Consider the following 12,728-nt stretch of genomic DNA (forward strand, 5'->3'; position numbering starts at 1 on the left):
TGATGTCTTTAATATAATCATACTACGGAATGAACATTTGACAAGGGGGGATTTTATATGGATGATTATGGTAGATAAAAGCTGAGGAGGTACGAACATATGGAACTAACTGTTTATTTAGCTGGCCAAATTCATGACAATTGGCGTGAAGAGGTAAAGACAAAAGCAAGGAAAAAAGGGTTACCTTTAACATTTGTTGGTCCCCAGGAAAATCATGATTTATCAGACAAAATTGGTGAAGATATTTTAGGAGAGCAACCAAATGCTCTCTATCGGGATGATACCGCATCGAGCATAAACAATTTACGTACACAGGTTTTATTACATAAGTCTGATGTCGTCATTGCTTTATTTGGTGAAAAGTACAAACAGTGGAATACAGCGATGGATGCGAGTATGGCCGTTTCTTTACAAAAACCATTAATATTAATTCGTCCAGAGGGATTAATACATCCTCTAAAAGAACTATCCAACCGGGCTAACGTAACTGTGGAAACCGTTGACCAAGCCCTACAAGCATTAGAATATATTTATCGTTAATATAATAAAAAAAGCGGGGACATTATGTCCCCGCTTTTTTATCGGTTAGCAAATTCAAATTGACCTTTTAACAATTTTACTACATGTTCAAACATTTCTGCCCGATTCACATATTCATTTGTAAATACGCCAATCGCTCCTTCTTTTTTCCTAACCTCTACTCGTTGCTCGTACTCGTCCATAATTTCCCCAAGTTCTTTCCCTTTTTCGAGTTTAGCTACGACTTCATCGGGAAGAGGAATTCGGGCACCACCTGCTGTATATACATTCTGCTCTCGATCAACAAGGGCTCCCCAGTTACATAGGTAGGATTGACCGCCCATTTCCATAATGCCACCCTCTAAACCGATCCCAATTGCATCTTTTGCTGATTGAGCACACTCTCTTGCTCGATTAATTGCCCCTTCCAACGTTTCTTCATCAGAAAAAGGTTGGGAGGATACTTTTGATTCAACTGGATTGCCCTTTACCTCATCATTTGAAAAGACCGCCTCGACCGCTTGAATTTTAGTCGGGTTTTGTGAACCGACGATCACTTTCATGTTCTCATCCTTTCTTGGACGGATGTGTCTTTCATCTCATTATTTATCCGTTTTTACGTATTTGTTCCACAGTATTTGCATCAGTTGTCCTGACAAGATTTACGAGTAACTCCTTTGCCGCTGCATAATCATCTACATGTACAATAGATGCATGTGTATGAATATAACGTGAACATACACCAATTACAGCTGAAGGAACTCCTTCGTTCGCGATGTGAACACGTCCTGCATCGGTCCCGCCTTGTGAGATAAAATATTGGTAAGGTATATTTTTTGATTCCGCTGTATCCAATACAAAGTCACGGATACCTCGGTGTGTCACCATCGAACGGTCTAGAATTCTAATAAGTGCACCTTTTCCCAAATGGCCAAATTCCTTCTCATCACCAGTCATATCATTGGCAGGAGAAGCATCTAAAGCATAAAATATATCTGGCTGTATCATATTAGCAGCCGTTTGGGCTCCACGTAAACCCACTTCCTCTTGCACTGTTGCACCAGAAATTAATTCGTTAGGCAACGTTTCGCCTTGCAGCTCTTTTAGCAATTCAATAGATAATCCACAACCGTAACGGTTATCCCAAGCTTTTGCCATAATCTTTTTCTCATTAGCCATCGGTGTAAACGGACAAATAGGTACGATTTGTTGCCCTGGTTTAATACCTATGCGCTCGGCATCTTCTTTATCGTCAGCCCCAATATCTATTAGCATATTTTTCATTTCCATCGGTTTCTTCCGTTGTTCTTCAGTTAAATTATGAGGAGGGATAGATCCAATTACCCCAGTTACAGGACCATTATCTGTAATGATTTGTACACGTTGGGCCAGCAATACTTGACTCCACCATCCACCTAACGTCTGAAAACGCAGCATACCATTTTTCGTAATTTGTGTAACCATGAACCCGACTTCATCCATATGGCCAGCAACCATTACTTTCGGACCGTTACCCTTTTTAACCCCGAACACTCCACCTAAGCGATCTTGGATAATGTCATCAGAGTACTTTTCAAGCTCACTTTTCATAAATTGACGAACAGCATGTTCATTACCAGGTGCCCCCGGTAATTCTGTTAATGTACGAAATAAATTTAATGTATCTTTGTTCATATATGTACCACTCCATTCATATTTAGCATTTCGATTTTATTACGTTCTTCGTTATACTAAGTATATCCTATTATGACACAAGGAGAGATTTTATGCGCTTAAAGCGGTTCATTGTTTTATTGTCTTTCGTGGTTGGAATTGTATTTTTCACATTCTGGAACAGACGAAATGTCATAACTCCAGAAGCAGCGTTACAACTCGCCAAAAGAGATATAAAACGACACTTTCGAGTTGTTCACGGTGCTTGGATCTACATGAATACACTACCTTATGACAATGATGGCGTAACAAAAGACGTATATTACGGGGGCGTTACGATTGAATCCGATGAAACATCATATCAAATCGGGTTTTACGTAGATCAACAAACAGGTGATATCGTTCATATGTTTGAAATAAGTGATTAACGGTTTCGTTTCACATCGGCGACAACATCACCATTTTCATTAAACTGAAGAGCGCGGTAATATGCGTCATGGTAAAACGTATACCATGCATTTGTATTGTAACCGATATTCATCCACTTTTGTTTCTGTTCAATTGATGTCATCGGATAATCATCATATGCCAATACCCATAGCACATTTTGATGAGCATGTGTTGGCATTAAATCTGCCATATGTATGAATTTGTCATCACCATCTTGAAAGAACAAAATTGAATGACCGTTACTATGACCCCCGGTGTGAATCATTGTTAATCCTGGAGCAATTTCCAGCTCATCTTCAAATGTTTGTACTTGATTTTGAATTGGCTTCCAATTTTGCTCCCAATATGTATGTTTCGAACGAATATTTGGATTTCTCATTTCTTCCCATTCCACAGAGGATGTATAGATTGTAGCATTAGGAAAAGCAGAAGTTAATTCTTCCCCCTCCCACTTCGTTAAACCATTGGCATGGTCATAGTGTAAATGGGTCATGAAAACACCGTCTATATCATCAGGAATTAATGACAAAGCCTTTAAATCACTCTCAATATTTGATTGCTCTTGAACACCAAAATTACGTATTTGTTTTTCGGTTAACTTATTCTGACCAATTCCCGTTTCAATGATGAAGTTTTTTCCATCTAATTGACATAAAATAGGGTCTGTCCTTAACTCAATTTGGTTTTTTTCATTATGTGGATATTTTTTACTCCAAAGTGGTTTCGGTACAACACCAAACATCGCGCCTCCGTCTAAGTGTGTTACACCACCATTCAACCAAGTCAATTTTGCTCGGCCAATTTGCAGGCTTTCCATTTCAAAATCCAACCTCCTTATGAGCAGACTACTTTCAAGTTTATCATAAGGAGACTGAATGTGACACTACTCAGTGAATCGGGCTCGACAACGATAAATTGGTTGTCCTTGTTTGGAAAACTTCTCTTCATACTCTGTCATAACATTTAGCGGATCATGTAACTCATGCAAATTTAAAGTAACCTCTTCAAGTACCATCCCAAACTGAGAAAAACTTACGACAGAATACTCAAATAGCCCCTTATTATCTGTTTTCATTACAATTTGGCTTCCACGTTTCATAATATGCTGATATTGCTCTAAAAATAAAGAATAGGTTAAACGGCGTTTTTCATGACGGTTTTTGGGCCAAGGATCAGAGAAATTCAGGTATATTAGATCAATTTCATGCTTTGAAAACATATCACGCAAATCGATGGCGTTGTCATTAATTAATCTTACATTGTCAACTTCCGCATCCTTGACTTTTTGCACAGCATTCACAATAACACTTTTTGCACGTTCCATTCCTATGAAATTTACATCTGGGTGTTGTTTTGCCATATTAGCAATAAACTGGCCTTTACCAGTACCAATTTCTAAGTGGATTGGTTTATCATTTTGGAAAGCATGTTTCCAGCTTCCTTTATATGAACTGGCTGATGATACGACAATATCGTCGTTTTCTTTTAAAAAATCATCAGCCCACGGTTTATTTCTTAATCTCATCATCCACACCTCTATTCGTTATATACAATACAATCAAAAATGAAAGAAAAGAGTAAAAAAGTTGGTAGTTTCCCACCAACTTTTAAGGTTATCATTTCATCATTTGGACTTCGGGATAATCATAACCGATTTTGTGTAAAAAGTGTTCTAATTTATCATTCCATTTTCGAATTCCTTGCAGTTCATTTCGTTCTGCATGCCAATTTATATAAAACAAGCTTTGCGTTATGATATACCAATAGATTCGGTTCATTAACTGGTGATTTAAAGTTAACCCATACTTACTTAACCAAAAATCCCATTCCTCTTCTGGTATATATTCATATAAAAGCATACCAATATCTATTGCTGGATCAGCAACAATTGCTTGATCCCAATCAATCAAATAAAGTTGATTATGATTTGTTAAAAGCCAGTTACGATGGGTCATGTCACCATGACAAACAACTTTTTCTTGATTCCGGACAAACGGAAGTTGTTCATGTAAATAATGAATTGCCAGACCAATGGTTCTGTTTTTTAACGCTTTTTTTTCATTATACATTTGTTTAATACTACTCAACATATCTTCCGGTTCTAATGCTCTCTTACCAATTCGCATAAACAAGTGAAGTAGCTCGGTGGAACGATGGATTTTGCTTAACATTAATGCAACTCTTTCCTCTTCCATTTCATCTGGTAATAACACTCGACCTTCCATCCAGTGTTGAGCTGTGATAACATCACCGTTTTCCATTCGTTTTGTCCATACAAGTTTTGGAACAATTCCTTCAGCAGAGAGAACCGCTAAAAAAGGAGATGAATTTCGTTTTAAGAAAAGGCGCTTTCCTTCTCTTTCAGCAAAATAGGCATCACCTGAAGAACCCCCAGCAGGAGTTATTGTCCATTCTTTTCCCAGTATATAATCCAATCTACTTCACCTTCAATTCTACTATCTAAAAAGGATATATTGATGTTTAAGAATTTTGTCGAGAATTTGGTACATTATACATGTTAATAGGTTATCACAAATTTGTCCATAGTCTAAAGTAGAATTACCAATTTTTTGACAACTTTTCCCCGGTTTTCGGCTACTTTTTCCTTATAAATGGAATTCTTGTGAATCAATATCCTCTTCTTCCCATTCAGGTCTTTTAACCGAAGTAGTTTGACAATGTTTTAACAGTGCTTCTCCTGCCCTTAATTGAGTATGCTTTAATGGTGATTGATAAGCCCGCATCTTTTCAAACCAATCATGATAAGCTGTCTTATCCACAATTTCGGTTTGATATGGCTCATTTTTACGCATAATTTCATTCGATCGTGATAGTACAACCTTATTAACTGGCATATCAATTTCATTTGCATGTAAAATACTTTTGACAATGTTCTCTGTCCTTTTTAGTGAAACTAACGGACTTAACATTTTCGTCTTTTCTTCGTTTCGGTGTAGTATCCATGTCCGTTCAGCTTGAGCCTCAATTTGATATTCAGGTGCTTTTTCAACAATTGAAATACATAGCACTTCCAAAGGAGTAATCATAATTGTTTCCGCTTCAATTTCAGCTTGTTTAATTAAGAAAATAGGTTGGAACATGATAAAAAATGTATCCGGAAAACGTTGTATAAAGTATTTTAATTGAGGATGATATTCCAACCCTGGTTCCATGAATGATGCCTCATGAATCGTACTTGTCGCCCACTTAATTTGAGTTGGTAATAAACGATCCAAATAATATTGTTTTAGTTCTTGCATACTTGAAGGTAAGGTTGTCTCCCTTTCTCTTTCTTCTTTTTTGAAAAAGTCTAGCGATTGTTCACGATCATGCCAATTCGAAACCATTTTTTGAAACCAATTTTTCTTAGGGGGAGGTTCTTGTTCGGCACTCGTTGTATTTACTTGCTCTCCTTCCCCTTTCCATAATTCCACAAGCTTATTCCACTTTTCTTGTTTTAATCGAATAAACTGACCTGGGTAACGGTAAAAGTCTATTTCATATCGAGATATATAATCTTTCAATTTAATTAACTGTGCCATTTTTTAAAGCCCTCATTTATTTAGTAATGGAAATATCTTAACCTCTTCATATTTCTGTTGACGATTCATATGAATTTGAAATAACGAAAAATGATTTACATAAAGCTGGTTCTCTGTTACCTCAATTTGATTTTTCACTTTATCTTGATCAATTTTTTTCTTCGGTTCGTTCCACTTTTTCGCTAATGTAATATGGGGACGATACGGACGGTTTTCCCTAGGCATTCCTAGTTGTACACATGTATTTTCCACTTCATGTTGCAATTGTGTAAGAGCCTTATGTTGTCCGACACCTGCCCACATTACCCTTGGCTGTTCCCTCTTTCCAAAAAATCCCAATCCTGCTACTGGCAATTGAAAGCTAGGTAGTTGAATTTGTTGTAACAAGTTAATTAATTGTTGCACGGTTTCCTTATCGGTTGCACCAAGGAACTTTAATGTAATATGAAAATCATCTTTAAACGTCCATACTCGGTAAGATACGTCTTGCTGAAGTTTTGACTGCCACTTCGAAAGTTGTTCCTTTAACCCGCTCTGAATTGGAATTCCTATAAAGTAATGTGCATTGTTGTTCAAGAGAGTCGACCTCCGTTCCAATTTCTTAACCTTTTTTTCGGTTTAAAGCCTGACTTTTTTAACAGTACATTAGCTAAAATGCTAAGCTATAGGTCCCCTTGTCTTCCAATACGCTTCTACCGTATATGATACAAGTTAAAAACATAAAGGACAAAATTTCCCTACGTCCCCGGACAACGCCTATAATGTCCGAATAACTCAAACTAATTCTCCTCCTGACCTCATTCAATATAACCGGCATAGTCATCTAAGTTTTTCGTATGAAACCCGTTTCCAAGTCTTAACTTGTAACAAAGTGCTTCGAGTACCCCTCTGCCAAATGTTGCTTAAATAATTTCGATTCCGGCTGATAGACACTTTCAATTGCTTCCTATACTTTCGTCCAAGCAATAGCAACGATTCCATCTGTTTAACATTGTCTTGAAAGGAACTGGTTTTCTTCCTTTCCCCTCACATTATGTGGATAAAATTCGTTTATAGGTTTCGTTATTACAAATGACAAATAACTTTGCATCATCACGTATTTTTTCCTTCAGTATACGGTTAATTCCTAAATTATCTCCATCTGCAATTAACGTCGCTCCAACCTCCAATAATTCCCGGAAGGCATCCTCATAAGTATACCAATGGTCTTTTTTTGGAATATAGTACAAATCATCACCATGTTTTCTTTGCATAAGTTGACCATAAAGTCCTGATATTCCTTTTGTAAAGACAGAGCGCACCGCTAAGGAGGAAATGGTTTCATGAGAAAAGATAAAATCATCAACTTGGATATGTTTGAAATTCTTAATATGATCTTCTTCCATAACTTCAACGACAGTGTGAACATTCGGATTCATCCCTTCAACTGTGGATGCTACAAGCAATGTTTTCCCGTCGACAAGTTGTGGATTTTCAATTGAATCATCCGCGAACATTAATACAGCCTTCGCCTCTTTTATATTCGCCTTATCAAGGGTTTCCACCTTTGTTGCATCTCCTTGAACATAATGAACTTGATCCGTTAATACAGGTGCATGATCTCGATCATCTATAATAACAATGTCGCTATCTTTTTTCGTGTTCATCATTTCCTTTAAAGCATATTTTGCCTTATGTGACCACCCAATAATTACGTAATGGTTTTTTCCTTTAAACATAATGTTCCCCTCCTCCCGTTTTTTCCGGAAACTAGATAATCCATCTATCACTTTTCCAATTACGACACCTATAAGTCCAATTCCAAATATATATAAAACGATAGCTAGCATTCTACCTTCAACGGTTACAGGTGCGTAATCACCATAACCGACTGTCGTAACGGTTGTCATAACCCACCAAAATCCATCAAACCAATGAGGAAATCCTTCAGGTTCTATTTTGGTTATCAAATATGTACTTATAAAAATTAGAAGAAAAGATAATATAAACAGAAAGCCGTTGTGCATTTTTACCATTTTAAAAAACACTTTACGGAAAATTAACATAACATTCACCCCTTTGTTAGAATAAAATACCAATAAACAACATAAAATATATGTAAATATTACGAAAGTTTAATTTCTTTTGGTATAATGATTGTATATTATACTTCTTCAAAGAATCATAACACCACTGAAAAAAGATAATTTTTAAGGAGTGGTTTTTTGAATCGATCAACCTCCAGGATGCTGATCAGGGTAAAGGCTGTTTATTTGTATATTAGAGAAAAAGGAACAGTGACCACAACCGAATTGGCAGAGGAGTTTGGGATTACGGATCGAACCGTTCAAAGAGACCTAAATGTTTTAGAGTATAATGGACTTGTAAAAAGTCCAAATAGGGGACAATGGACCACAACAAATAAAAAAGTCAAAATATCATAATAGATTTAACTGCTTAATCCGGCATATGCTGGATTTTTTCTTTTAGTTAACGTTCTGTATTGCTTCAAGTTCTTCATCGGTTAACTCACGATAGCTCCCTTTCGGAAGACTTTCATCTAGCGATAACGGTCCCATTTCCAAGCGTTTCAATTCGATAACTTCTTTATCCACTGCTTTAAACATTCGTTTTATTTGATGAAATTTCCCTTCAGTGATGACAACTTCAATTTCGGATGTATCCCCTCTTGTTATTATCGATAATTGAGCTGGCTTTGTCTTATAGCCATCATCTAACGTTACGCCAGCTTCAAAAGCCTTAACATCCTCTTCTGTTACATTTCCTTTTATTAAAGCCCAGTACCTTTTCCCAATGTTTTTCTTCGGTGACAGTAGCTTATGCGCTAACTGACCATCATTGGTTAACAACAAAAGGCCAACTGTATCCTTATCTAACCTACCTACAGGAAAAGGATCAAATATACGTTCTTGAGGTTGGAGCAGGTCGGTTACACATCTCTCTACTTGATCTTCGGTTGCGGATATGACGCCTTTCGGTTTATTCATCATTAAATAAATAAATTGTTTATATTGAATTTCCTCACCACGCACGAATACCTTTTGTTCAGTAGGATCTACTTGACTGCTCCCGTCTTTCACAACATCTCCATTGATTTGAACAATTCCTTGCTTCAATAATTTCTTAACATCTTTACGACTGCCGTATCCCATATTTGCCAGCAATTTATCAAGCCGCATATTAGCACCTCATTATGGAAAGATTTTTTCTAACTTACGCGCCTGTTCCCCGAGTACTTTTATTAATAACGTAGATTTATAACTGAACCATAGATAGATATAGAACCCAACACTACTTGAAAGAAGAAGTGTTAATATGAAACTGATGCGTGTTACTTGATCAAACATAAACATAGTAATTGTCCACTTAACGATTAGTACAGAGATAGTCATTATCACGACGAAAATCATCACGAGTAACGTCCTTTTTAATAATGGTTTTAGTGAAAATTTGGTTGTTCGGTAAATACAACCGATATTCAGTAGTGATGCAGTCATAACTGCTAAACCAGTTGCTATTATAGCTCCTTTCGCTTCAAATACATAAATCAGAGGAATATTTAAGACCACTTTTAGTATAACGCCAAATCCAAGACTAATTAATGCAAAGTTTTGCTTGTTGATTCCTTGTAGAATAGAAGCCGTAACAGTAAACAAAGCATAAAAAAGAGCGACAGGTGCATACCAACTTAAAAGCACGTCTGCCATTTGAATGTTTTCTCCGATTCCGTAAAACGCTCCATATGCTTCCTTTGATAAAAGAGCCATACCTACAACTGCTGGTAATACTACTAACATTATTATTTGTAATGCTTGATTAATTTGAGTATTATAAATGTCTCTTCTTTTTTCAGTAAAAGATTTTGTAATTGCAGGTAAAAGGGCTAAAGATAATCCTGTCGCGATGGTTACAGGGATAATCACCAGTTTATGTCCATATAGTACAATAATCGCTAACGCCGATTCTGAAATGTTGGCCAGTCCAATTTCGGACATCGCCCGATTAAACGTAAATTGATCAATCACTTGATAAATCGGAGTGGCAATTCCCACTAAAACAAATGGACCTGCGTATGTTAACAACTCTTTGTACATACTTGACTGTGACAGCTGATGTTCTTCCCGTTGGTTTGCAAGCTGTTTATCTAAATATGGTTTTCTCCAATTCCAATATAGCCATAAAACGTAACTGGAAGCAAGGGCACCTATAAATGCCGCAAAGGTAGCCATACCAACAGCTAACGATATATCTGCATTGAAGATTTTACGTAATACGAACACACTAACTAGCAAGAAAGCGATTCGGACTATTTGCTCAATCACTTGTGAAACCGCCGTGGGCCCCATGGATTGATATCCTTGAAAAAAGCCTCTTACGACACTCATGGCGGGGATAATAATTAAGGCAAAACTAACCATTTGGATAACAAACTTCACATCGGTTACAGTGTTGCTTAAGCCATTATCTGTAATAATAGCTTTTGCTAGTAGTTCAGCACTGAAAAAGAGAGCTAGAAATGCTAAAATACCGGTTATGAACATGAAAATTAAACCAGATCGAAACATTCGTCGACCCGTTTGAAAATCACCTAAAGAATTGTATTTCGCAACGAATTTAGACATCGCTAACGGAATTCCCATTGTGGAAATACTGATTAAAATCATATAAGGGTTATAGGCATAAGAAAATAATGCTCCACCTTTAGTTCCTACTAGTGCTTCGAACGGAATTACATAAATGATTCCCAGTAGTTTTGAAAGGAATGTGGCTCCTGTTAAAAGCATTGTGCCACGGATAATATTTGAAGTTGACATGTTTTCACCTGCGTTTAATGTAGAATTTAACAGTTTTATTTTATCATATTTATATCAACTATACTGACTAAGAAGATAAGCAGAAAGGATTGGAACTAATCATGTATGACGTCATCGTAATTGGTGGAGGGCCTGCTGGCTTAATGGCCTCCATTTCTGCAAGTGAAAATGGAGCAAAAACACTTCTAATTGATAAAGGCAATAAACTCGGAAGGAAATTAGCCATATCGGGGGGAGGAAGGTGTAATGTCACGAACCGATTACCTGTAGATGAAATTATAAAACATATACCAGGTAACGGCAGATTTTTGTATAGCGCCTTTTCGATATTTAATAATGAGGATATCATTCGATACTTTGAGGGACTCGGCGTTAAATTAAAGGAGGAGGATAAAGGAAGAATGTTCCCTGTAAGTGATTCTGCCAAAACTGTCGTAAACGTCCTCCTAAAACGTTTAAAGGAATTAAATGTCGACATTCAAACAAACACTCCTGTCGAAACAATTCACTACGGTGAAAAACACCATACCGTTGTTCTGAAATCAAAGGAAACCGTAGAAAGTAAATCGGTTATCATTGCAGTTGGCGGAAAATCTGTACCACAAACCGGTAGTACAGGAGACGGATATGCTTGGGCGAAAAAAGCTGGACATACGATAACAGATTTGTATCCCACTGAAGTTCCCATCACCTCAAACGAGCCGTTTATTAAAGAACGAACACTACAAGGACTATCTTTACGGGACGTAGCCCTTACCGTATTAAATCCTAAAGGGAAAGCGATAAAAACCCATCGCTGGGACATGATTTTTACGCACCAAGGAATTTCAGGACCGGCCGCATTACGCCTAAGTCAATATGTAGTAAAAGCTTTAAAAAAGTTCAAAGCAGATTCAATCCCAGTAACGATTGACTGTTTTCCTGATGAACAAGAAGAACAAGTTTTTCAAACATTACTAAAGAAAGCTAAAGAATCACCAAAGAAAACAGTAAAACATGTATGGAAAGGAATCGTACCCGAAAGATACTTATTCTTTTTACTAAAAGAAGCAAATATTAAAGAAGACGAAACGTATAATCATTTAACAACGAAATCAGTGCGAGCCTTGGCTCATTACTTAAAAGCATTCACAGTGCAAGTTAATGGTACATTATCTATCGAAAAAGCATTTATAACAGGTGGCGGGGTTTCTCTAAAAGAAATTGTTCCTAATGAAATGAGATCAAAAAAAATGAATGGTTTATATTTTTGTGGGGAAATATTAGATATTCATGGTTATACAGGAGGATTTAACATTACAGCTGCCTTTTCAACTGGTCATGTAGCTGGAAAAAATGCAGCCGAACATGCTTTAACATAACAAAAAGGGATTTTGTCTCAATGACAAAATCCCTTTTTATAGTGCCCGGCAGCGTCCTACTCTCGCAGGGGAAGAACCCCAACTACCATCGGCGCTGGAGAGCTTAACTTCTGTGTTCGGAATGGGAACAGGTGTGACCTCTCCGCCATCGCCACCGGACGGACTTACAGGATGTTTCATCCTTATTAAGGTTTGCTATTATAATGAAAAACACCTTCAAAACTAGATAAGAAGAAAATTCGCATTGATGAACTTGCGTTCATTTAGATAAAGTTAAGTCCTCGATCGATTAGTATCCGTCAGCTCCACATGTCACCATGCTTCCACCTCGGACCTATCTACCTCATCGTCTCTGAGGGATCTTACTCACTCGAAGTGATGGGAAATCT

At 37.0% G+C, this 12,728-nt stretch carries 14 protein-coding genes and 2 rRNA genes; 4 read left to right on the forward strand and 12 right to left on the reverse strand.

The features are described 5' to 3' along the window. Positions 1 to 99 precede the first annotated feature (99 nt). Entirely contained in the window at positions 100 to 540 is a 441-nt protein-coding gene (locus NLW78_RS09935) for a YtoQ family protein (protein WP_254496918.1), read from the forward strand. A 38-nt stretch (positions 541 to 578) separates the two neighbouring features. On the opposite strand, the gene NLW78_RS09940 is transcribed toward NLW78_RS09935, so the two are convergent. Both NLW78_RS09940 and NLW78_RS09945 read right to left on the reverse strand, forming a co-directional pair. Beyond that, the gene (locus NLW78_RS09940; protein ID WP_254496919.1) at positions 579 to 1,082 is read right to left on the reverse strand and encodes a DUF84 family protein; all 504 of its coding nucleotides are present in this window, start codon (positions 1,080 to 1,082) and stop codon (positions 579 to 581) included. Between the two features lie 43 nt (positions 1,083 to 1,125). Continuing rightward, positions 1,126 to 2,193 carry a M42 family metallopeptidase gene (locus tag NLW78_RS09945; protein WP_254496921.1) on the reverse strand — a complete coding sequence of 356 codons (1,068 nt, stop codon included), beginning with the start codon at positions 2,191 to 2,193 and terminating at the stop codon, positions 1,126 to 1,128. 92 nt (positions 2,194 to 2,285) lie between these two features. Here NLW78_RS09945 and NLW78_RS09950 point away from each other — a divergent pair, with 92 nt between their 5' ends. Further along, positions 2,286 to 2,600 (forward strand): hypothetical protein, encoded by a 315-nt coding sequence (locus tag NLW78_RS09950; protein ID WP_254496922.1) that lies wholly within the window; start codon positions 2,286 to 2,288, stop codon positions 2,598 to 2,600. On the opposite strand, the gene NLW78_RS09955 is transcribed toward NLW78_RS09950, so the two are convergent. The 6 genes from NLW78_RS09955 to NLW78_RS09980 all read right to left on the reverse strand — a co-directional run bounded on the left by NLW78_RS09955 (position 2,597) and on the right by NLW78_RS09980 (position 8,209). Beyond that, positions 2,597 to 3,439 (reverse strand): YtnP family quorum-quenching lactonase, encoded by an 843-nt coding sequence (locus NLW78_RS09955; protein ID WP_254496924.1) that lies wholly within the window; start codon positions 3,437 to 3,439, stop codon positions 2,597 to 2,599. The genes NLW78_RS09950 and NLW78_RS09955 overlap by 4 nt on opposite strands. A 66-nt stretch (positions 3,440 to 3,505) precedes the next feature. After that, complete coding sequence (gene trmB, locus NLW78_RS09960; protein WP_254496926.1) at positions 3,506 to 4,147, reverse strand: tRNA (guanosine(46)-N7)-methyltransferase TrmB; 642 nt, start codon at positions 4,145 to 4,147, stop codon at positions 3,506 to 3,508. A 91-nt stretch (positions 4,148 to 4,238) separates the two neighbouring features. After that, entirely contained in the window at positions 4,239 to 5,057 is an 819-nt protein-coding gene (locus tag NLW78_RS09965) for a phosphotransferase family protein (protein WP_254496927.1), read from the reverse strand. A gap of 171 nt (positions 5,058 to 5,228) precedes the next feature. Then, positions 5,229 to 6,164 (reverse strand): NERD domain-containing protein, encoded by a 936-nt coding sequence (locus NLW78_RS09970; protein ID WP_254496929.1) that lies wholly within the window; start codon positions 6,162 to 6,164, stop codon positions 5,229 to 5,231. Positions 6,165 to 6,176: 12 nt separating this feature from the next. Beyond that, positions 6,177 to 6,740, reverse strand: coding sequence for an RNA 2',3'-cyclic phosphodiesterase (gene thpR / locus NLW78_RS09975; protein WP_254496931.1), 564 nt, complete (start codon positions 6,738 to 6,740; stop codon positions 6,177 to 6,179). A gap of 455 nt (positions 6,741 to 7,195) precedes the next feature. After that, a complete protein-coding gene (locus NLW78_RS09980) occupies positions 7,196 to 8,209 on the reverse strand; it encodes a potassium channel family protein (protein WP_254496933.1) in 1,014 nt (337 codons plus the stop codon). 159 nt (positions 8,210 to 8,368) lie between these two features. Between NLW78_RS09980 and NLW78_RS09985 the strand changes: the two genes are divergently transcribed. Continuing rightward, complete coding sequence (locus NLW78_RS09985; RefSeq protein ID WP_254496934.1) at positions 8,369 to 8,587, forward strand: DeoR family transcriptional regulator; 219 nt, start codon at positions 8,369 to 8,371, stop codon at positions 8,585 to 8,587. Between the two features lie 42 nt (positions 8,588 to 8,629). On the opposite strand, the gene NLW78_RS09990 is transcribed toward NLW78_RS09985, so the two are convergent. Further along, entirely contained in the window at positions 8,630 to 9,343 is a 714-nt protein-coding gene (locus tag NLW78_RS09990) for a pseudouridine synthase (protein WP_254496936.1), read from the reverse strand. A 12-nt stretch (positions 9,344 to 9,355) separates the two neighbouring features. Then, positions 9,356 to 10,978, reverse strand: a complete 1,623-nt coding sequence (locus NLW78_RS09995; RefSeq protein WP_254496938.1) for a putative polysaccharide biosynthesis protein — start codon at positions 10,976 to 10,978, stop codon at positions 9,356 to 9,358. A 98-nt stretch (positions 10,979 to 11,076) separates the two neighbouring features. Between NLW78_RS09995 and NLW78_RS10000 the strand changes: the two genes are divergently transcribed. Then, positions 11,077 to 12,339 carry a BaiN/RdsA family NAD(P)/FAD-dependent oxidoreductase gene (locus NLW78_RS10000; RefSeq protein WP_254496972.1) on the forward strand — a complete coding sequence of 421 codons (1,263 nt, stop codon included), beginning with the start codon at positions 11,077 to 11,079 and terminating at the stop codon, positions 12,337 to 12,339. Positions 12,340 to 12,382: 43 nt separating this feature from the next. Here the strand turns inward: NLW78_RS10000 and rrf are convergent. Beyond that, positions 12,383 to 12,498, reverse strand: a 5S ribosomal RNA gene (rrf, locus tag NLW78_RS10005). Positions 12,499 to 12,608: 110 nt separating this feature from the next. Next, positions 12,609 to 12,728 (reverse strand): 23S ribosomal RNA (locus NLW78_RS10010); the annotation flags it as partial.

This window comes from Salirhabdus salicampi (assembly GCF_024259515.1).
In the GTDB taxonomy this organism is placed as follows: Bacteria; Bacillota; Bacilli; order Bacillales; family Alkalibacillaceae; genus Salirhabdus_A; species Salirhabdus_A salicampi.